Below are 19,120 nucleotides of genomic sequence, written 5' to 3' on the forward strand. Positions count from 1 at the left end.
GGCGGTTAGACTGGGGCGCCATGACGAAGAAGATCATCCTGGACCTGGACACCGGCGTCGACGACGCCCTCGCGCTCGCCTACGCCCTCGGCTCGCCGGAGCTCGAGCTCATCGGCGTGACCGGCACCTACGGCAACGTGCTCGTCGAGCAGGGCGTGGCCAACGACCTCGCGCTGCTGGACCTCTTCGGCCACCCCGAGGTGCCCGTCTACGCCGGACTGCCGCACGCCAGCGACCGCGACGGCTTCGAGGTCCTGGAGATCTCCTCGTTCATCCACGGCGCCAACGGCGTCGGCGACGTCGAGCTGCCCGCCTCCGGGCGCAGCCCCGAGGAGAAGCCCGCCGTGGACTTCCTCGTCGAGTCGGTGCGCGAGTACGGCGACGACCTGGTCATCGTGCCCACCGGCCCGTCGACCAACATCGCGGCGGCCATCGAGGCCGACCCGGAGTTCGCCGAGAAGGCCCACATCGTGCTCATGGGCGGCGCCCTGATCGTGCCCGGCAACGTCAGCGCCTGGGCCGAGGCCAACATCAACCAGGACCCGGCGGCCAGTGACCTGATGTTCCGCCGTGCCAGGGACGTCACCATGGTCGGCCTGGACGTGACCCTGCAGACCCTGCTGACCTACGAGGACACCGCCAAGTGGCGCGAGCTGGGCACCGAGGCGGCCACCAAGCTGGCCGACATCACGGACTACTACATCAAGGCCTACGAGACGACGGCCCCCTACCTGGGCGGCTGCGGCCTGCACGACCCGCTGGCCGTCGGCGTGGCCGTCGACGAGTCCCTGGTTGACCTGCTGCCCGTCAACATGAAGGTCGACACCGAGGGCGAGACCCGCGGGCGCACCATCGGCGACGAGGAGCGCCTCTCCGAGAAGGACAAGACCGCGCGCGTGGCCGTCGGCGTCGACGCCGAGCGATTCCTGGCTGAGCTCATGGAGCGCATCGGCCGCGTCCTCGCGGATTAGCGGACCCGTCGGCCCCGGATTAGGTCGCCCGCCCGGGGCCGTGTTAGCCTGGTCGACGGTCTTTGACGCGACTGCGGTCCACAGCAGTCCGACCCGCCCGCCGCGCGCCGGCCTGAAGCCGCCGCCGCGGGCAGCACTTTCATGTGGACTGAAATAAGAGGAGATTCTCTCATGGCTCTGAGCACCGAGAAGAAGCGCGAGATCCTGTCCGAGTTCGGCCTGCACGAGACCGACACCGGCTCCCCGGAGGCCCAGGTGGCCCTCCTGACCGAGCGCATCACCAACCTGACCGAGCACCTGAAGACGCACCACCACGACCACCACTCGCGTCGTGGCCTGCTGCTCATGGTCGGTCGTCGCCGCGGCCTGCTGAAGTACCTGGCCGAGACCAACATCGACCGCTACCGCGACCTGATCAAGCGTCTGGGCCTGCGCCGCTAGGCTCCACCCGCTTGCAAGACCCTGTCACCCACCCAGTGGGCGGCGGGGTCTTCGCGTACCCGGGTGATACAGTGGTCGGCGTCGTAAGCAGAGACTATGCACAGCACACGACCGGCGGCACCGATGATCGCCGTACCACGATCCCTAAGGAGGGGACCTTTCTTGGCTAAGAAGAACGTCCGCAGCAACCAGCCGAAGCCCGACAACAGCATCGAGTTCGACTACGTTGACGAGGACGAGACCATCCCCGCGGTCACCGCGGTCCTGGACAACGGCGATTTCGGCACCCGCGAGATCACGTTCGAGACCGGTCAGCTGGCCCGCCAGGCCGGCGGCTCGGTGACGACCTACCTCGACGAGGACACGATGCTGCTGGCCACGACCACCGCGTCGTCCAAGCCGCGCGAGGGCATCGACTTCTTCCCGCTGACCGTCGACGTGGAGGAGCGGATGTACGCCGCCGGGCGCATCCCGGGCTCCTTCTTCCGCCGCGAGGGCCGCCCCTCGACCGACGCGATCCTGGCCTGCCGCCTGATCGACCGCCCGCTGCGCCCGACCTTCGTCAAGGGCCTGCGCAACGAGGTCCAGGTCGTCATCACCGTCATGTCCCAGGACCCGGACGAGTTCTACGACGTGGTTGCCATCAACGGCGCCTCGGCCGCCACCCAGCTGTCCGGCCTGCCGGTCTCCGGCCCGGTCGGCGGCGTGCGCATGGCGCTGATCGTCGACGAGGACCACGAGGACGGCCAGTGGGTCGCCTTCCCGAACGCCGAGCAGCACGAGAACGCCCTGTTCGAGCTCGTCGTCGCCGGCCGCATCGTCGAGCGCGAGGAGAACGGCCGCACCGTCGAGGACGTCGCCGTGATGATGGTCGAGGCCGGCGCCGGTGAGCACGTCGTCGCCCGCGTCGATGACGGCGCCCCGGCCCCGACCGAGGAGGTCGTCGCCGGCGGTCTCGAGGCCGCCAAGCCCTTCATCGAGACCCTGTGCCGTGCCCAGTCCGACCTGACCGAGCGCGCGGGCAAGGACACCCACGAGTTCCCGCTCTTCCCGGACTACACCGACGAGGTGTTCAAGAAGGTTGAGAAGAAGTCGGCCAAGAAGCTGCGCGAGCTGCTGACCATCCCGGGCAAGCAGGACCGCGACGACGCGACCAACGAGTACATGGTCGAGGTCGAGCGCCAGCTGCTCGGCGACGAGCCGGACGCCGACGAGGCCAAGGCCGTGCGCGCCGCCTACAACGCGCTGATGAAGCAGATCGTGCGCTCGATGATCCTGCGCGACGGCTTCCGCATCGACGGCCGCGCCACCACGGACATCCGCGACCTGGGCGTCGAGGTCGACCTCGTCCCGCGCGCCCACGGCTCCGCGCTCTTCGAACGCGGCGAGACCCAGATCCTGGGCGTGACCACCCTGGACATGCTCAAGATGGAGCAGCACATCGACTCGCTGTCCCCGGTGACCTCGAAGCGCTACATCCACCACTACAACTTCCCGCCGTACTCCACCGGCGAGACCGGGCGTGTGGGCTCCCCGAAGCGCCGCGAGATCGGCCACGGCGCGCTCGCCGAGCGTGCCCTGCTGCCGGTGATCCCCTCGCGAGAGGAGTTCCCCTACGCGATCCGCCAGGTCTCCGAGGCCCTGGGTTCCAACGGCTCGACCTCGATGGGTTCCGTGTGCGCCTCGACGCTGTCCCTGCTCAACGCGGGTGTGCCGCTGAAGGCCCCGGTCGCCGGCATCGCCATGGGCCTGGTCTCCGGTGAGGTCGACGGCGAGACCGAGTACGTCGCGCTGACCGACATCCTCGGCGCCGAGGACGCCTTCGGCGACATGGACTTCAAGGTCGCCGGCACCGCCGAATTCGTCACCGCCCTGCAGCTGGACACCAAGCTCGACGGCATCCCCTCGAAGGTCCTGGCCGCCGCGCTGCGCCAGGCACGCGAGGCCCGCCACACCATCCTGGACACGATGGCCGAGGTCATCGACGGCCCGGACGAGATGAGCGACTACGCCCCGCGCATCGAGACGCTGTCCGTCCCGGTCAACAAGATCGGTGAACTGATCGGCCCGAAGGGCAAGACGATCAACGCGATCACCGACGAGACCGGCGCCGACGTCTCCATCGAGGACGACGGCACCGTCTACGTCTCCGCGACCGGCGGCAAGGCCGCCGAGGCCGCGATCGAGAAGATCAACGCCATCGCCAACCCGCAGCTGCCCAAGGTCGGCGAGCGCTACCTGGGCACCGTGGTCAAGACGGTCGCCTTCGGCGCCTTCGTCTCCCTGACCCCGGGCCGCGACGGCCTGATCCACATCTCGAAGCTCGGCGGCGACAAGCGCATCGACAAGGTCGAGGACGTCATCAACGTCGGCGACACTGTCGAGGTCGAGATCGCCGACATCGACAACCGCGGCAAGATCTCCCTGGTCCCGGTCGACGAGGACTGAGCACCCACCGCAAGTTAAATTGCCGACGTCGCGCAGCGCGACGTCGGCAATTTTTGTTCCTGTCGGCGGTGGTGCCGGTCCCGCCAGGGGCCGGCACGCCCGGGGGCGTCACGACTGGAAGTCGATGACCAGGCGGGTGGGGTTCTGCAGTGTGGTGACCGTGTAGGGGCGCTCGCGGTCCAGGCCGATGACGTACTGGGCGTCGGCCTCGAAGGTGCCGGTGTCCTTCACACCGGCGATGTAGCCGGCGGCCCCGGCGACGGGGCCGGGCGGGGGACCCTCGAGATCCATCTTCACGCCGTGGATCATCACCACGAGCGCGACGTTTCCGGGGTACTCGACGGGGAAGCCGGAACCCTGCTGGGCGGGCTCCTTCGAGTAGGACGTGTGATAGCCCGGGTCGCCGGCGCCGTCGCCGTCGAACTCGAAGACCACGCGGTCGTAGCCGTCGTGCTCGCCGACGCGGGTGTCGACGATGTTGAGGCTGTCCATTTTGGTGGGCATGTGCTCCTTGTCCGCGGTGCCCGCCGCGGCGAAGGCCGCCGCGTCCGGCGAGTCGTCGGCGGGGGTCTCAGCGGGGGCCTCGGCGGCCTGGCTGGTCGAGGGCGCGGACTGCGTCTCGGGGGAGGCGGCGATGGTGGTCAGTTCGGCCTGGGTGGAGGTCGTCTCCGCCTCGCCGTCATCGCTCGAGCAGCCTGTGAGCACCAGGGCGGTGGCCCCGAGAGCGGCGACGACGGCTGTGGTGCGGTGGTGGTCGCGGTGAGGATGTGCTCTCAGTGTCATAAGGCCAGGGTACGCGAGGGGAGCGCCGGACGCGGACGAACGGTGTGCCTGGCCTAGACTGTCGGGGCAGAAGGACGTTGGACCCGATCGATCGAGGAGGACACTAATGACGGTCAAGGTGGGAGTGCTCGGCGCGCAGGGGCGCGTCGGCTCGGTGATGGCCCAGGCCGTGCGCGACGCGGAGGACCTGGAGCTGGTCGCGGAGGTCGACCACGACGACGACCTTCAGGTGCTCGTCGACAGCGGCGCGGAGGTCGTCATCGACTTCACTGTGCCGGACGCCGTGATGGGCAACCTCGAGTTCTGCGTCAACCACGGCATCCACGCCGTGGTGGGCACCACCGGCTTCACCGCCGAGCGCATCGAGAAGGTGCGCTCCTGGTGCGGGGCCAACCCGGCCACCGGCGTGCTCATCGCGCCGAACTTCGCCGTCTCCGCGGTGCTGACCATGGCCTTCGCCCGCCACGCCGCCCGCTTCTTCGACTCGGCCGAGGTCGTGGAGTTCCACCACCCGAACAAGCTGGACGCCCCCTCGGGCACCGCCGTGCACACCGCCGAGGGCATCGCCGCGGTCCGCCGCGAGGCCGGCATGCCCCCGGCCCCCGACGCGACCGCCCAGGCGCTCGACGGCGCCCGCGGCGCCGACGTCGACGGGGTGCCGGTGCACGCCGTGCGCATGCAGGGCATGAACGCCCACGAGGAGGTCATCTTCGGCTCGCAGGGCCAGACCCTGACCATCCGCCAGGACTCTTACGACCGCACCTCCTTCGTTCCCGGCGTGCTGCTGGGTGTCCGCGAGATCGCCGCCCACCCGGGCCTGACCGTCGGACTCGACTCCTACCTGGGGCTGTAGAACGTGGCACGTTCCGCTTCGCTCGACGTGCAGCTGATCGCCTGCACCAGTTTCACCCCGCCGGCCGACGTCGACTGGTTCGCCGACGAGACGGCCACCGACGCCGAGGCGCTCATCGAGTTCGCCGGGCGCGCCTGCTACGAGACCTTCGACAAGCCGAACCCGCGCACCCGCGCCAACGCCGCCTACCTGCACCACGTGCTCGAGGTCGGCCACACCGCGCTGCTCGAGCACGCCACGGCGACGCTCTACGTGCGCGGCCTGTCGCGCTCGGCCAGCCATGAGCTGGTGCGCCACCGCCACTTCTCCTTCTCCCAGCTCTCGCAGCGCTTCGTGCACGCAGGCGACGCGGAGGTGGTGGTCCCGCCGCTGATCGCGGAGGACGAGGAGCTCAACCGGCTGATGATGCGCGCCGTCGACGAGTCGCGCTTCGCCTACAACGAGCTACTCGACGCCCTCGAGGAGCGCCTCGACGGCGAGCCGAACGCGCTGCTGCGCAAGAAGCAGGCCCGGCAGGCCGCCCGCGCGGTGCTGCCCAACGCCACCGAGACCCGGCTCCTGGTCACCGGCAACTTCCGCGCCTGGCGCCACTTCATCGGCATGCGCGCCACCGAGCACGCCGACGTCGAGATCCGGTCCCTGGCCGTGGCCTGCCTGAAGCTGCTGCGCGAGAACGCCCCCGTGGTCTTCTCCGACTTCGAGATCGCCGAGCTCGCCGACGGCTCCGAGATGGCCACCAGCCCCTACGTCACCGACTTCTGAGTCGGCGCCCCTCGGGGGCGGGGCGGGGTGCCGTCAAGGGGAGCGGGGGTACCGGTCGGGGGACAGGCGGCGCGCCCGGGGCGGGCTGGTGCGGCCCCGGAGGCGCGAGCCAGGTACTCTGTTGCCCATGAGTACAGGTTTGACAGCTAAGAACGGTGCCGACGTCTTCGGCACCGTCTGCGTCGCGATGGTCACGCCGTTCGACGCGGACGGGAACCTCGACCTCGAGGCCGGCCGCAAGCTCGCGGCCCACCTCGTCGACAAGGGGTGCGACGGCCTGGTACTCGCCGGCACGACCGGCGAGTCGCCGACCACCACCGTCGAGGAGAAGCTGTCCCTGCTCAAGGCGGTCAAGGACGAGGTGGGCGACCGCGCCCGCATCATCGCCGGCGCGGGCACGAACAACACCCGCGCCTCGGTCGAGCTGGCCAAGGCCTCCGCCGAGGCCGGCGCCGACACGCTGCTCGTGGTCACGCCCTACTACTCGAAGCCCTCTCAGGAGGGTGTCTACCTGCACTTCAAGGCGGTGGCCGCGGCCACCGACCTGCCGGTGTGCCTCTACGACATCCCCGGTCGATCCGGCATCCCGATCACCTCGGAGACCATCCGTCGCCTCGCCGAGCTGGACACCGTCCAGGCCGTCAAGGACGCCAAGGGTAACGTCTCCGCCGCGACCCGCCTCATCGGCGAGACCGGCCTGGCCTGGTACTCGGGGGACGACCCCCTGAACCTGCCGTGGCTGTCCGTCGGCGCGAGCGGTTTCATCTCCGTGATCGGGCACGTCGCCCCCGCGCAGCTGCGCGAGATCTACGACGCCTTCGACAACGGCGACCTCGTCCGTGCCCGCACCATCAACGCCCAACTGAATCCGCTGGTCCAGGCGCAGGCCCGTCTGGGCGGCGTCGCCATGGCCAAGGCCGCCCTGCGTCTGCAGGGCATCGAGGTCGGCGATCCGCGCCTCCCCATCCCTGCCCCCACGGCGGCTGAGGTGGACCAGCTCCGAGAAGACATGCAGAAAGCTGGAGTCCTATAAATATGAGTGAGACCCGTAACCGCGCCCGGAAGGTGACCCGCAAGGCCGGTCCGCCGGAGCAGAACTCCGACGCCGCGCCCGCCTTCAAGGCGCCCGCCGGCGACGGCGGTAACGGTAACGGCAACGGCCACGGCAAGAACGGTGGCGGTGGCAACGGTGGCAACGGCCACGCGAACGGCAACCACGGCAACGGCCGCGGCAACGGCGGCAACGGCCGCGGCAACCGCAAGGGCCGCGGCCGTCGCGGCGGCCGGGGCGGCAACCGCGGCCAGCGCAACCCCGTGAAGTCGATGCAGGGTGCCGACCTGACCAAGCGTCTGCCGGAGCCGCCGAAGGCCCCGAAGAACGGCCTGCGCATCTACGCGCTGGGCGGCATCTCCGAGATCGGCCGCAACATGACGGTCTTCGAGTACAACAACCGCATCCTCATCGTGGACTGCGGCGTGCTCTTCCCGTCCTCCGGCGAGCCGGGCGTGGACCTGATCCTGCCCGACTTCGGCCCCATCGAGGATAAGCTGGACCGCGTCGAAGCCCTGGTGATCACCCACGGTCACGAGGACCACATCGGCGCCATCCCGTGGCTGCTCAAGCTGCGCCCGAACCTGCCGATCATCGGCAGCAAATTCACGCTGGCCCTGATCGCCGCCAAGTGCAAGGAGCACCGTCAGCGTCCGAAGCTGATCGAGGTCTCGGACACCTCCGAGGAGAACCGCGGGCCGTTCAACCTGCGCTTTTGGAACGTCAACCACTCGATCCCGGACTGCCTGGGCATCGTCATCAAGACGGGCGCCGGCCTGGTCATCCACACCGGCGACATCAAGCTGGACCAGACCCCGACCGGCGGTAAGCCGACCGACCTGCCGGCGCTGTCGCGCTTCGGCGACGAGGGCGTCGACCTGATGCTCTGCGACTCGACGAACTCGACCACCCCGGGTGTCTCCGCCTCCGAGGCCGAGATCCGCCCGACCCTCAAGCGCCTGATCACCGAGGCCAAGCAGCGCATCATCCTCGCGTCCTTCGCCTCGAACGTCTACCGCGTGCAGGCCGCCGTCGACGCCGCCGTGGCCGCCGGCCGCAAGGTCGCCTTCAACGGCCGCTCGATGATCCGCAACATGGAGATCGCCGAGCGCATGGGCTACCTCAAGGCCCCGCGCGGCACCATCGTCTCCATCGACGACGCCGCCAAGATGGCCCCGCACAAGGTCGTGCTGATCACCACCGGCACCCAGGGCGAGCCGATGGCCGCCCTGTCGCGCATGGCCCGCCGTGAGCACCGCCAGATCACCGTCCGCGACGGCGACCTGATCATCCTGTCCTCGTCGCTGGTCCCCGGCAACGAGGAGGCCGTCTTCGGCGTGATCAACATGCTCGCGCAGATCGGCGCGACCGTGGTGACCAGCCGCGACGCGAAGGTGCACACCTCCGGCCACGGCTACGCCGGCGAGCTGCTCTTCCTCTGGAACGCCGCCCGCCCGCGCAACGCCATGCCGGTCCACGGCGAGTGGCGCCACCTGCGCGCCAACAAGGAGTTGGCCATCTCGACCGGCGTGCCCGAGGACCGCACGGTGCTCGCGCAGAACGGCGTCGTCGTCGACCTGGTCGACGGCCGCGCCCGCGTCGTCGGCCAGATCCCGGTCGGCCACCTCTACGTGGACGGCACCACCATGGGCGAGGTCGACGCCGACGTGCTCGCCGACCGCACCTCGCTGGGCACCGGAGGAGTGGTCGACATCACCGCCGTGATCGACAACCGCACCGGCCGCCTGCTCGAGGCGCCCCTGGTCCAGACCAAGGGCTTCTCCGAGGACGACCGCGGCGTGGTCCCGGAGGTCCGCGAGCTCGTCGAGAACACGATGAACGACCTCGCGGCCGAGGGCGAGAACGACCCCTACCGCATGGTCCGCCAGCTGCGCCGCAAGGTCTCCCGCTTCGTGGAGCAGAAGTGGCGCCGCGAGCCGATGGTGCTGCCGACGGTCATCCCGATGACCGGCGAGCCGGACGAGCCCGTCACCGACGAGGACATCGAGGCCTCCCGGGAGTCGCTCTAAGCGGCGGTAGGGTGGGGCCATGACTTTCGCCATGGCTGAACGCCGCCGTCTGGCCGAGCTCCTGCTGGAGCTCGGACCGGACGCCCCCACGCTCTGCGAGGGCTGGACCACCCGAGACCTCGCCGCGCACCTCTGGGTGCGCGAACACCGCCCGGACGCGGCGGCGGGAATGTTCCTGCCGCCCGCGTCCGGGCATCTGCGTAACGTGACCGCCGACGTGCTCGGCGGCGACTACGCGCAGACCGTGCGCGACTGGGCCGCCGGCGCCCCGCGCTGGAACCCGATGCACTGGCTGGACCGGGCGGTCAACACCGCCGAGAACTTCGTCCACCACGAGGACGTCCGTCGCGCCGACGGCACCGCCCGCCCGCGCGACTTCTCCCGCGTGGTCGACGACGAGCTGTGGGCTGCCGTGGGCCGGATGGGCACCATGCTGCTGCGCTCCTCGGGAAAGCCCGTCATCCTCACCGCCCCGGGGCGCACGCACGTGGTCGCCGCCCGGGGCCGCGGGGTCGCCGAGCAGGGCGACGACGTCGTGCGGGTGACCGGCGAGCCCGGCGAGCTGCTGCTGTGGGCGTTCGGCCGCGACGCCGTCGACGTCGAGATCGGCGGCGACGAGGCCGCGGTCAATCGATCAAGCCTCTGAACTTTACCTCCCGACACCCCGTGTGTCTGGTGTGAATGGTGGGGCACCGGCAACTAGAGTGAACGGCATGACAGTGAGCAGTTCCACGCACCGTTCGGAGCGGACGGCCCGCTCGGGTCCGTCGACGCGCCGGCCCCCGCGGGCCCGGCGTCGCGACCGTGACCCCGGCACGACCACCACGTCCGCCTTCCGCGCTGCCGACACCTCCGAAGAGAGGACCGGCAGCGCCTTTCGCGCTGTGGGATCGATGCTTCGCTTCGGGGGTCGCGGCCCGCGCCGCGAGGACCCCGTCGAAGAAGCGGCCGAGGACAAGAGGAAGAAGAGGAAGTCCCGCCAGATGACCACCGAGGAGGCCCCTCGCGAGGACGAGACCGAACCGGCGGAGGCCGGTGACCGCACCGACGCCGTCGCGCTTACCCTGATCGGCCTGGCCGTCGTCATCGGCGCCTCGGTCTGGCTCGACATCGCCGGGCCCGTCGGTGCCGCCATCGCCACCGGCGTGCAGATGGTCATCGGCGCCGGCGCCTTTGTGCTGCCCGTCGCCCTCGTCGCCCTCGCCGTGGCCATGATGGCCGGTGCGCTCGACCTGCGGTCTACCCCGCTGCGCGCCACCGGGGGAGCGGCGCTCATCGTGGTGGCCATGCTCGGCCTGATCCACATCTTCGCCGGCGACCCGGCCGACTGGGCCGGGCGCAAGGACGCCGGCGGCGCCGTCGGCCTGCTCGTCGGCGGCCTGCTCACCGGCGGCTTCAACGTCGTGGCGATCCCGCTGCTCATCCTCGTGATCATCTGGGGCGCACTCTGCGTCACCGGCATCACCGTGCGCGAGGCCTGGGACTACCTCGTCGGCGCCATCCGCGGCTCCCTGGACGCCGGACGCGTCGACGAGGGCGCGGACGACGACGACATCTACGGCGCCGTCGACGGCGAGCTCGAGCGCCGCGCCAGCGGCGACGAGCCGCGCGCCGTCCACCCGGGGGAGGCGGAGACGCCGCAGCCGCGCGCCCGCCGCAAGCCTGCGCGACGTCGTCAATCGAAGCGACGCCCCAGCCCCATGGAGGCCTACCCGGTCGCCGGGGACGAGGCCGCCGCCGCGCAGTACACCCTCTTCGACGGCGGCGCCTCCGAGGCCGACACCGGCGAGATCCCGGTCGTCGACACCCCGGAGCCGCAGGACGCCGCCACCCGCGTGCTGCCCGCGCAGCAGGCCGCGAAGCCCGCCAAGAAGAAGGCGCCCAAGAAGGCCGCGCCCCACCAGGCCCCCGCCGCGCCACAGGAGGACGCCGGCGACGCCGTCGGCCAGTCCCGCGAGGCCATGCGCCAGGCCATCGTCGCCCGCTCCGGCATCGACGCCGCCGCTGTGCCCGCCTCCACGCCGAAGAGCGAGACGCAGCCTAAGCCCGAGCAGCCGGTGGAGATGCGCAGCCCCGTCGGCGAGGCCGACTACGAGCTGCCGCCGACCAGCCTGCTCGTCGACGGCGACCCGCCGAAAACCCGCTCGGCGGTCAACGACCGCATGATCGAGGCGATCACCGAGGTCTTCGCCGAGTTCCACGTCGACGCCGCCGTCACCGGCTTCTCGCGCGGCCCGACGGTCACCCGCTACGAGGTCGAGCTGGGCCCGGGCGTCAAGGTCTCCAAGATCACCAACCTGCAGTCCAACCTCGCCTACGCGGTGGCCACCGACAACGTCCGCCTGCTCACCCCGATCCCCGGCAAGTCCGCCGTGGGCATCGAGGTGCCGAACACGGACCGCGAGCTGGTCCGCCTGGCCGACGTCCTCAACGCCCCGGCGGTGGCCGGCAACCACGACCCGATGCTCATCGGCCTGGGCAAGGACATCGAGGGCGACTTCATCTCCGCCTCCGTGCAGAAGATGCCGCACCTGCTGGTCGCGGGCTCCACCGGCTCCGGTAAGTCGGCCTTCGTCAACTCCATGCTGGTCTCGCTGCTCACGCGCGCCACCCCGGAGGAGGTCCGCCTGATCCTGGTGGACCCGAAGATGGTCGAGCTGACCCCGTACGAGGGCATCCCGCACCTGATCACCCCGATCATCACCCAGCCGAAGAAGGCCTCGGCGGCCCTGCAGTGGCTCGTCGAGGAGATGGAGCAGCGCTACCTGGACATGAAGTCCGCGCGCGTGCGCCACATCAAGGACTTCAACCGGAAGGTCCGCTCCGGCGAGGTCACCGCCCCGGCGGGCTCGCAGCGCGAGTACCACCCGTACCCGTTCATCGTCTGCGTGGTCGACGAGCTGGCCGACCTGATGATGACGGCGCCGAAGGAGATCGAGGACTCCATCGTGCGCATCACCCAGAAGGCGCGCGCGGCCGGCATCCACCTGGTGCTGGCCACCCAGCGCCCCTCGGTGGACGTGGTCACCGGCCTGATCAAGACCAACGTGCCTTCGCGCCTGGCTTTCGCCACCTCCTCGCTGACCGACTCGCGCGTCATCCTGGACCAGGGCGGCGCGGAGAAGCTCATCGGCATGGGCGACGCCCTGTTCATCCCGCAGGGCGCCGGCAAGCCGCAGCGCCTCCAGGGCGCCTTCGTCACCGACGACGAGATCCAGCGCGTGGTCGATGCGACCAAGGCGCAGGCCGAGCCGCACTACGCGGAGGGCGTCACGGAGGACAAGCAGTCCGACGCGAAGAAAGAGATCGACGAGGAGATCGGCAAGGACATGGACGACCTCCTCGAGGCCGTCGAGCTCGTCGTCACCTCGCAGCTGGGCTCCACCTCGATGCTGCAGCGCAAGCTGCGCGTCGGCTTCGCCAAGGCCGGCCGCCTGATGGATCTCATGGAGACCCGCGGCGTCGTCGGCCCCTCGCAGGGCTCCAAGGCCCGCGACGTGCTGGTCAAGCCCGAGGAGCTCGACACGATCATCTGGATGATCAAGGGCGCCGACCCCGCCGAGGCGCCCAAGGAGGTCGAGGAGGCGTCGATTGACGACGCCGCGCCCGGCACCGCGGGCGGTTCCGAGGACGTGCGCGTCGTGGACGCCGCCGGTCACAACCCCTCGGGCGGGGCGGTCTGACGGCGCCTGCGTGAGCCGGGTGCCCGTGCGGGCACCCGGCATGTAGGATGATCCCCCATGGAGGGGAGTACCCCGCCCCACGGTCCTCATCGTCAGCACGGCGCCGCCTTCGGCGCCCGGTAGGGCCGGCTCGCGCGGCGAGTGGGGGAGACCTCCGGTTCTCAAGCGACTTCGCGACCGGAGGTTTGTGTCTCTATGACTGTGCCGTTCTGGATCTGGGCGGTCACCATCCTGGTGATCCTCGGGTTCTTCGTCTTCGACTTCTACTCCCACGTGCGCACCCCGCACGAGCCCACCATCAAGGAGGCCGCCTGGTGGTCGGCCTTCTACGTGGGCCTGGCGCTGGCCTTCGGCGTCTTCGTCTACGTGGTCTGGACCCACCAGCACGGCGTCGAGTTCCTCACCGGCTACGTCACCGAGAAGGCGCTCAGCGTCGACAACCTCTTCGTCTTCGCGCTGATCATGGGCGCCTTCCAGATCCCGCGCAAGTACCAGCAGAAGGTACTGCTCATCGGCATCGCGCTGGCGCTTTTCTTCCGTCTGCTGTTCATCCTGGCCGGCGCCGCGGTCATCGAGGCCTGGTCGGACGTCTTCTACATCTTCGGCATCTTCCTGCTGGTCACCGCCGCCAAGATGGTCATCGACGAGGTCCGCGACGCCCCGCCGACCGACCCGAACGACATGTGGGTCATCAAGATGCTGCGCAAGGTCGTGCCGGTCACCTCGGGCTACGAGAAGGACCACCTGATCGTCCACAAAAAGAGCCAGCACGCCTTCACCCCGCTGCTGGTGGCGCTCATCGCCATCGGGCTGATCGACGTGCTCTTCGCCCTCGACTCGATCCCGGCGATCTACGGCATCACCACCGAGGCCTACCTGGTGTTCACCACCAACGCGTTCTCGCTGCTGGGCCTGCGCCAGATGTACTTCCTGCTCGACGGCCTGCTCGACCGCCTGGTGTACCTGTCCTACGGCCTCTCGGTCATCCTGGGCTTCATCGGCATCAAGCTGCTGCTGCACGCCCTGCACGAGAACAACCTGCCGTTCATCAACGGCGGTGACAACGTCTACGCCGCCCCCGAGGTCGGCACGGAGTTCTCGCTGATCTTCATCGTGGTCGTGCTCACGATCACGGTCGTCGCGTCGATCTGGAAGAACAAGCGCGACGAGGCCCAGGGTGCCGTCGACACCCGGGCCAAGGCCCCCACGGAGTAGCGGCCCCCGACGTAGAAGAAGGCCGGTTCCCGCGGGGACCGGCCAGGGGGCGGGGGACTAGCCCCAGATGTTGAGCACCGGATTCCAGGGGCGTACGGTGCGCTTCTGGATCAGCCCGGCGACGGTGAACGGGTCGTCGTCCATGACCTTCTCCGCGTCGGCGACGCCGGCGCCCTCCTCGAGCGAGATCACGATCAGCGCGCCGCCCTCGGCGTCGGTGAACGGGCCGGAGCCGATCAGGCGCCCGGAGTCGAGCAGGGAGCGCAGGAACTTGCGGTGCTCGGGGCGGGTCTCGGCGATGGCGGGGTTCTCGGGGTCGTACTCGTAGAGGACTGCGAAGGTGTTCATGGGACGATCCTAGACCCGGGTAGGGTGGTGGGCGTGTCCACGTCCCCATCGCCCGCCGCGAGGCCGAGCAATCTCAACCTGCCCAATGTGCTGACCAGCCTGCGCATCCTGTTCGTGCCGGTCTTCGCGTGGCTCGTGCTGCGCTCCGGTGGCGAGGAGCTCGGCTGGATGTGGGCGGCCTTCGCCCTCTTCGTCGCGCTGATGATCACCGACAAGCTCGACGGCGACATCGCCCGAGCCCGCGGCCTGATCACCGACTTCGGCAAGATCGCCGACCCCATCGCCGACAAGGCGCTGATGATCACCGCGCTGGTCTGCCTGAACCTGACCGCCGGGCTGAGCTGGTGGGCCACCGGCATCATCGTCGTGCGCGAGCTGGGCATCACCGCCTGGCGGATGGTGCAGCTGCGCCGCGGCCGTGTGGTGCCCGCCTCCAAGGGCGGCAAGATCAAGACCGCCCTGCAGTCGGTCGCCGTCGGCCTCTACCTGTGCCCGCTGCCCGACTGGATGGACTGGCCCTCGCGCGCCGTGATGTGGGCGGCCGTGCTCGTCACCGCCGTCACCGGCATCCAGTACCTCGTCGACTCCCACCGCGAGAACAGGGCGGGTACCCGGTGAACGGCGCCCGGGGGATCCTGCGCGTACTGGGGGAGCGCGGCGAGACCCTCGGCTTCTGCGAGTCGCTGACGGCCGGCCTGGCCTGCGCGACGGTCGCCGACGTCCCCGGCGCCTCCGCCGTGCTGCGCGGCGGGCTGGTCACCTACGCCACCGACTTAAAGGGCAGCCTGGCGCTTGTCGACGCCGCGGTGCTCGCCCGGTGCGGTCCCGTCGCCGCCGAGACGGCGGCCGGCATGGCCGAGGGTGCACGCGAGCGCCTCGGCTGTGACTGGGCGGTGTCGTTGACGGGCGTGGCCGGGCCCGAGCCCCAGGACGGGCACCCCGTCGGCGAGGTCCACCTGGGACTCGCGCATGTGGGGGAGTCCACCCGCACCCGTCGGGTGGACCTGGACGGCTCGCGCGCGCAGATCCGCGCGGCGGCCGTGGACGCGGCCCTCGGCTTCCTGGCCGAGGCGCTCGCGGCCTAGTTTCTTGCTCTGCCTACCCGGTCGGTCTCACTCGGCCGGCATCTCGGTGAGTTCCTCGACGGCCTCGTCGATGGCCTCCTCGATGGCCATGGAGCCGGCGGCCTCGATGAGGACGTCGGCCAGCGAGACGCCGAGTCCGTGGCAGACGGCGGCGAGCAGTTCGGAGGAGGCCTCCTTGCGGCCGCGCTCGATCTCGGAGAGGTAGCCGGGGGAGACCCGGGCGGTCTCGGCGAGCTCGCGCAGCGTGACGTTGCGGTCGCGGCGGAACCCGCGCAGCGCCTCGCCGAGCGCGGCACGCAGGAGCGGCTCGGGGCGGCGCCGGCGGGTGTGCGCGGGCGCCTGGGCGGTCATGACAGCGGTATCGGTGAGCATCACTATCTATAACGGCCGGGACGCCGGTTTTGTTCCCTGCGGTGTTTTGTCGCGGCCGTGGTTTATCATGGGGGCAATTCAGACCGCCGACCGAAGCAGGAGGCCGACTACTCTCATGGCGAACCCGTTCAAGAAGTTCTGGAACTACCTCATGGCGCTCTTCGACAACAAGATCGAGGAGAACGCCGACCCGAAGGTGCAGATCCAGCAGGCCATGGAGGAGGCGCAGCGTCAGCACCAGGAGCTCTCGCAGCAGGCCGCCGCCGTGATCGGCAACCAGCGCCAGCTCGAGATGCAGCTCAACCGCCGCCTCGGCGAGATCGAGAAGCTGCAGGCCAACACCAAGCAGGCCCTCAAGCTCGCCGACAAGGCGCGTGCGGACGGCGACGAGCGCAAGGCCGTCGAGTACGAGAACGCCGCCGAGGCCTTCGCCGCACAGCTGGTCACCGCCGAGCAGTCGGTGGAGGACACCAAGAAGCTGCACGACCAGGCGATCCGCCAGGCCGAGCAGGCCAAGGCCGCCGTCGAGCGCAACGCCGCCCAGCTCCAGCAGAAGGTCGCCGAGCGCTCCAAGCTGCTCAGCCAGCTCGAGCAGGCCAAGATGCAGGAGAAGGTCGCCGAGTCCGTCCAGTCGATGAACTCGCTGACCCAGCAGGGCTCTTCGCCGAACCTGGACCAGGTCCGCGAGAAGATCGAGCGCCGCTACGCCAACGCCCTGGGCCAGGCCGAGCTCGCGGAGAACTCCGTCGAGGCCCGCATGGCCGAGGTCCAGCAGGCCGGCGTGCAGATGGCCGGCCACTCGCGCCTGGAGCAGATCCGCGCCGAGATGAACGGCGAGAACGAGGTCACCTCCGGCTCGAAGCGCGAGGCCATCGAGGGTGGTGCCCCCGACACCTCGAACGTCAGCCAGGATGCCGTCGCCCGCCGTATGCGCGAGCTGCGCGGCGAGTAGTACGTCGCGGCTAGTCCGCACAAAGCCGGAAGAACGGTGGCCCTCCAGGGACACCGTTCTTTTTGTTGAGAGGCAGGTCAGTCGGCCGCGGCCAAGCGCCCGGCGTCAGTCACCCGCCCCGCGCGCGGCGAGCGCCTCGGCGAGAGCGCGGGCGCGCCGCAGCGAGCGCACGATGACGGGGGTGGCCACCGCGGTCAGCGAGAAGCCCGCCCCGCGGGCCCGCCGGGCGTCGAGGACGTCGCCGACGGTGGCCAGCTGCAGGGGGATCAGGCGCAGGGTCAGCGAGAGCGCCAGCGCGATGTTCTCGGCCGGCACGCCGAAGCGCTTGAGCGGCCGCAGCCCGTGCTCCACGGCGTCGAGGAGCTCCTCGATGGTCGTGGTCAGCGGAAGCAGGCCCGCGCCCATGATCGAGCAGCCGAGCAGCCCCACGGTCACCGCGCCGGTGACCAGGTCGTTCTGCCACCACTGGAAGGCGCCGAGCACCAGCAGCAGGGGCAGCGGGGCGGCGATCTGTGACCACGCGGCCGCCCACGGGATACGCGCGACGAGGTAGCCGACGGCGACGATGACCGCGCAGAGGGCCACCCCGAGCGGGCTGCGCCCGAAGATGGTGGCCAGCAGGATGAAGAGGGTCACCACGATCAGCTTCAGGTCTGCGTCGGCGCGGTGGATGACCGTGTCGCCGGGCACGTGCACGCCGAGCGGCACCGCGCGCGGCATCATCCGCATGCGTGCCATCAGCGCTCCATGTCCGCGACATAGCGCGCGATGGTCTCGCGCGGCTCTCCGTCGGCGACGATCCCGCCGTCGCCCAGGTAGATCACCCGGTCGGCGTCGGCGACCAGGTCGAGGTCGTGGGTGACCACGATCAGCTGCTGGTCGAGGCCGGCGAAGACGTCGTGGATCATGCGGCGGTTGCGCAGGTCCAGCAGCGTCGTCGGCTCATCGGCGATGACGGTCTCCGGCTCGGTGACGAGCACGGCGGTCAGCGCCAGGAGCTGCTTCTGCCCGCCCGAGAGCAGGTGCGGGGACTGGTCGGCGTGGCCGGCCAGTCCGAAGCGCTCCAACGCCGCGCGTGCCCGCTCGCGTCGTTCGGCGCGGGGCAGTCGCATCCGCCGCAGGGAGAACGCGACGTCGTCAATCACGCTGGGCATGACGATCTGGTTGTCCGCGTCGGAGAAGATGAACCCGACCTTGCGGCGTACCTCGCGGCCGTCCTTGACGGGGTCGAGGCCGTCGACGCGCACGGTGCCGGAGGTCGGCTCGCCCAGCCCGTTGATCAGGCGGGCGAGCGTCGACTTGCCGGAGCCGTTGGCGCCGATGATGCCGATGCGGTGCTCGGTGAGGTTGAGGGAGACGCGGTCGAGGACGAGGCGTTCCTCGAACTCGACCGAGACGTCAGTGAACTCGATCGCGGGCATCGGTGTCCCGGGCGCGGTTGGGTCGACGCAGCAGGTCGGGGAAGGCGGCGTGGACGCCGAGGGCGACGATGACCATCACGACGCACTTGGCGGCGTCCGGGACCAGGAAGGGGATCTGGCCGCCGGCCGCGGCGACCAGGCCGATGCGGGAGCTGATCATGAGGCCCACGATGCCGCAGGCGTACTGGCAGACGAGGGCGAGGGCGGCGGCGAGGATGAACCAGCCGATCTGCTCGCCGCGGCGGCCCGGGCGGGCGCGGTAGGCGATCAGGCCGGCGACGAAGGCGGAGACCAGGTAGCCGACGATGTAGCCGACGGTCGGACCGCCCAGGGCGCTGATGACGGTGCGGCCGCCCGCGAGCACGGGCAGGACCAGGCCGATGACGAGGAAGAGGGCGACGGAGAGGAAGCCGCGTCGCGCGCCGAGCACGAGGCCGGCGAGGATGATGACCGCGTTCTGCAGCACGATCGGCACACCGAGGGCGCCGACCGGGATGGAGACGAAGGCGAATACGATGATCAGGGCTGCGAAGACGGCGCAGTAGGCGACGTCGAGAAGTTTGTTTCTCTGAGGCATGTGCACAGCATATCCTGAACGCCGTTTAAGAGAAATCCCCGGGGTTCGGGGTGAACTAGCCCCCGAAAGTTGGACTGGTTTAATTCTAAGCGGTTAGGGGTTCAAGGGTCTGATTCCGATATTGCATC

General features: G+C 70.0%; 19 protein-coding genes. 13 read left to right on the forward strand and 6 right to left on the reverse strand.

Features of this window, described 5'->3' with window-relative positions:
* Window positions 1-20: 20 nt before the first annotated feature.
* The 3 genes from QP119_RS02020 (at window position 21) to QP119_RS02030 (ending at window position 3,860) form a co-directional block, all read left to right on the forward strand.
* Window positions 21-971, forward strand: coding sequence for a nucleoside hydrolase (locus QP119_RS02020; RefSeq protein WP_284773329.1), 951 nt, complete (start codon window positions 21-23; stop codon window positions 969-971).
* Window positions 972-1,142: 171 nt separating this feature from the next.
* Window positions 1,143-1,412 carry a 30S ribosomal protein S15 gene (gene rpsO / locus QP119_RS02025; protein ID WP_284773330.1) on the forward strand — a complete coding sequence of 90 codons (270 nt, stop codon included), beginning with the start codon at window positions 1,143-1,145 and terminating at the stop codon, window positions 1,410-1,412.
* A 123-nt stretch (window positions 1,413-1,535) separates the two neighbouring features.
* Window positions 1,536-3,860 carry a polyribonucleotide nucleotidyltransferase gene (locus QP119_RS02030; RefSeq protein WP_423777739.1) on the forward strand — a complete coding sequence of 775 codons (2,325 nt, stop codon included), beginning with the start codon at window positions 1,536-1,538 and terminating at the stop codon, window positions 3,858-3,860.
* A 108-nt stretch (window positions 3,861-3,968) separates the two neighbouring features.
* On the opposite strand, the gene QP119_RS02035 is transcribed toward QP119_RS02030, so the two are convergent.
* On the reverse strand, window positions 3,969-4,643 hold the full coding sequence (locus tag QP119_RS02035) for an AMIN-like domain-containing (lipo)protein (protein ID WP_284773334.1): 675 nt from the start codon (window positions 4,641-4,643) through the stop codon (window positions 3,969-3,971).
* 106 nt (window positions 4,644-4,749) lie between these two features.
* Here QP119_RS02035 and dapB point away from each other — a divergent pair, with 106 nt between their 5' ends.
* The 7 genes from dapB (at window position 4,750) to QP119_RS02070 (ending at window position 14,237) form a co-directional block, all read left to right on the forward strand.
* Complete coding sequence (gene dapB, locus QP119_RS02040; protein WP_284773336.1) at window positions 4,750-5,496, forward strand: 4-hydroxy-tetrahydrodipicolinate reductase; 747 nt, start codon at window positions 4,750-4,752, stop codon at window positions 5,494-5,496.
* Window positions 5,497-5,499: 3 nt separating this feature from the next.
* Window positions 5,500-6,258 (forward strand): FAD-dependent thymidylate synthase, encoded by a 759-nt coding sequence (gene thyX / locus QP119_RS02045; protein ID WP_284773338.1) that lies wholly within the window; start codon window positions 5,500-5,502, stop codon window positions 6,256-6,258.
* 127 nt (window positions 6,259-6,385) lie between these two features.
* Window positions 6,386-7,291: a 4-hydroxy-tetrahydrodipicolinate synthase gene (gene dapA / locus QP119_RS02050; protein ID WP_284773339.1), complete on the forward strand. Its 906-nt coding sequence runs from the start codon at window positions 6,386-6,388 to the stop codon at window positions 7,289-7,291.
* Between the two features lie 2 nt (window positions 7,292-7,293).
* Complete coding sequence (locus QP119_RS02055) at window positions 7,294-9,339, forward strand: ribonuclease J (protein WP_284773340.1); 2,046 nt, start codon at window positions 7,294-7,296, stop codon at window positions 9,337-9,339.
* A 19-nt stretch (window positions 9,340-9,358) separates the two neighbouring features.
* Window positions 9,359-9,985, forward strand: coding sequence for a TIGR03085 family metal-binding protein (locus QP119_RS02060; RefSeq protein ID WP_284773342.1), 627 nt, complete (start codon window positions 9,359-9,361; stop codon window positions 9,983-9,985).
* Window positions 9,986-10,052: 67 nt separating this feature from the next.
* Window positions 10,053-13,022, forward strand: coding sequence for a DNA translocase FtsK (locus QP119_RS02065; RefSeq protein WP_284773344.1), 2,970 nt, complete (start codon window positions 10,053-10,055; stop codon window positions 13,020-13,022).
* 195 nt (window positions 13,023-13,217) lie between these two features.
* Entirely contained in the window at window positions 13,218-14,237 is a 1,020-nt protein-coding gene (locus QP119_RS02070) for a TerC family protein (protein ID WP_284773346.1), read from the forward strand.
* Between the two features lie 57 nt (window positions 14,238-14,294).
* On the opposite strand, the gene QP119_RS02075 is transcribed toward QP119_RS02070, so the two are convergent.
* Entirely contained in the window at window positions 14,295-14,585 is a 291-nt protein-coding gene (locus QP119_RS02075; RefSeq protein WP_284773347.1) for a YciI family protein, read from the reverse strand.
* Window positions 14,586-14,612: 27 nt separating this feature from the next.
* Here QP119_RS02075 and pgsA point away from each other — a divergent pair, with 27 nt between their 5' ends.
* Both pgsA and QP119_RS02085 read left to right on the forward strand, forming a co-directional pair.
* Window positions 14,613-15,203: a CDP-diacylglycerol--glycerol-3-phosphate 3-phosphatidyltransferase gene (pgsA, locus tag QP119_RS02080; RefSeq protein WP_423777740.1), complete on the forward strand. Its 591-nt coding sequence runs from the start codon at window positions 14,613-14,615 to the stop codon at window positions 15,201-15,203.
* Window positions 15,200-15,670 (forward strand): CinA family protein, encoded by a 471-nt coding sequence (locus QP119_RS02085; RefSeq protein WP_284773350.1) that lies wholly within the window; start codon window positions 15,200-15,202, stop codon window positions 15,668-15,670. The genes pgsA and QP119_RS02085 overlap by 4 nt, the downstream gene beginning before the upstream one ends.
* A gap of 27 nt (window positions 15,671-15,697) precedes the next feature.
* Here the strand turns inward: QP119_RS02085 and QP119_RS02090 are convergent, their stop codons facing one another.
* The gene (locus tag QP119_RS02090) at window positions 15,698-16,042 is read right to left on the reverse strand and encodes a helix-turn-helix domain-containing protein (protein WP_284773351.1); all 345 of its coding nucleotides are present in this window, start codon (window positions 16,040-16,042) and stop codon (window positions 15,698-15,700) included.
* A gap of 115 nt (window positions 16,043-16,157) precedes the next feature.
* Here QP119_RS02090 and QP119_RS02095 point away from each other — a divergent pair, with 115 nt between their 5' ends.
* The gene (locus QP119_RS02095; protein ID WP_284773353.1) at window positions 16,158-16,994 is read left to right on the forward strand and encodes a PspA/IM30 family protein; all 837 of its coding nucleotides are present in this window, start codon (window positions 16,158-16,160) and stop codon (window positions 16,992-16,994) included.
* A gap of 105 nt (window positions 16,995-17,099) precedes the next feature.
* On the opposite strand, the gene QP119_RS02100 is transcribed toward QP119_RS02095, so the two are convergent.
* From QP119_RS02100 to QP119_RS02110, 3 genes are read right to left on the reverse strand one after another with little or no spacing between them, the layout of a single operon-like run.
* On the reverse strand, window positions 17,100-17,714 hold the full coding sequence (locus tag QP119_RS02100) for an energy-coupling factor transporter transmembrane component T family protein (protein ID WP_284773369.1): 615 nt from the start codon (window positions 17,712-17,714) through the stop codon (window positions 17,100-17,102).
* 17 nt (window positions 17,715-17,731) lie between these two features.
* Entirely contained in the window at window positions 17,732-18,415 is a 684-nt protein-coding gene (locus QP119_RS02105) for an energy-coupling factor ABC transporter ATP-binding protein (protein WP_284773355.1), read from the reverse strand.
* Window positions 18,393-18,992: a biotin transporter BioY gene (locus tag QP119_RS02110; protein ID WP_284773357.1), complete on the reverse strand. Its 600-nt coding sequence runs from the start codon at window positions 18,990-18,992 to the stop codon at window positions 18,393-18,395. Before QP119_RS02110 ends, QP119_RS02105 begins: the two co-directional genes overlap by 23 nt.
* Between the last annotated feature and the right edge of the window lie 128 nt (window positions 18,993-19,120).

Origin of the sequence: Corynebacterium frankenforstense (assembly GCF_030211955.1) — a bacterium.
Taxonomy (GTDB): Bacteria; Actinomycetota; Actinomycetes; order Mycobacteriales; family Mycobacteriaceae; genus Corynebacterium; species Corynebacterium frankenforstense_A.

What these genes read in the sequence shown, in the direction of transcription:
- QP119_RS02020 (WP_284773329.1), top strand. Translation starts at nt 21, where the DNA reads ATGACGAAGAAGATCATCCTGGACCTGGACACCGGCGTCGACGACGCC.
- rpsO (WP_284773330.1), top strand. Translation starts at nt 1,143, where the DNA reads ATGGCTCTGAGCACCGAGAAGAAGCGCGAGATCCTGTCCGAGTTCGGC.
- QP119_RS02030 (WP_423777739.1), top strand. Translation starts at nt 1,536, where the DNA reads ATGATCGCCGTACCACGATCCCTAAGGAGGGGACCTTTCTTGGCTAAG.
- QP119_RS02035 (WP_284773334.1), bottom strand. Translation starts at nt 4,643, where the DNA reads ATGACACTGAGAGCACATCCTCACCGCGACCACCACCGCACCACAGCC.
- dapB (WP_284773336.1), top strand. Translation starts at nt 4,750, where the DNA reads ATGACGGTCAAGGTGGGAGTGCTCGGCGCGCAGGGGCGCGTCGGCTCG.
- dapA (WP_284773339.1), top strand. Translation starts at nt 6,386, where the DNA reads ATGAGTACAGGTTTGACAGCTAAGAACGGTGCCGACGTCTTCGGCACC.
- QP119_RS02055 (WP_284773340.1), top strand. Translation starts at nt 7,294, where the DNA reads ATGAGTGAGACCCGTAACCGCGCCCGGAAGGTGACCCGCAAGGCCGGT.
- QP119_RS02060 (WP_284773342.1), top strand. Translation starts at nt 9,359, where the DNA reads ATGACTTTCGCCATGGCTGAACGCCGCCGTCTGGCCGAGCTCCTGCTG.
- QP119_RS02065 (WP_284773344.1), top strand. Translation starts at nt 10,053, where the DNA reads ATGACAGTGAGCAGTTCCACGCACCGTTCGGAGCGGACGGCCCGCTCG.
- QP119_RS02070 (WP_284773346.1), top strand. Translation starts at nt 13,218, where the DNA reads ATGACTGTGCCGTTCTGGATCTGGGCGGTCACCATCCTGGTGATCCTC.
- QP119_RS02075 (WP_284773347.1), bottom strand. Translation starts at nt 14,585, where the DNA reads ATGAACACCTTCGCAGTCCTCTACGAGTACGACCCCGAGAACCCCGCC.
- QP119_RS02090 (WP_284773351.1), bottom strand. Translation starts at nt 16,042, where the DNA reads ATGCTCACCGATACCGCTGTCATGACCGCCCAGGCGCCCGCGCACACC.
- QP119_RS02095 (WP_284773353.1), top strand. Translation starts at nt 16,158, where the DNA reads ATGGCGAACCCGTTCAAGAAGTTCTGGAACTACCTCATGGCGCTCTTC.
- QP119_RS02100 (WP_284773369.1), bottom strand. Translation starts at nt 17,714, where the DNA reads ATGCCGCGCGCGGTGCCGCTCGGCGTGCACGTGCCCGGCGACACGGTC.
- QP119_RS02105 (WP_284773355.1), bottom strand. Translation starts at nt 18,415, where the DNA reads ATGCCCGCGATCGAGTTCACTGACGTCTCGGTCGAGTTCGAGGAACGC.
- QP119_RS02110 (WP_284773357.1), bottom strand. Translation starts at nt 18,992, where the DNA reads ATGCCTCAGAGAAACAAACTTCTCGACGTCGCCTACTGCGCCGTCTTC.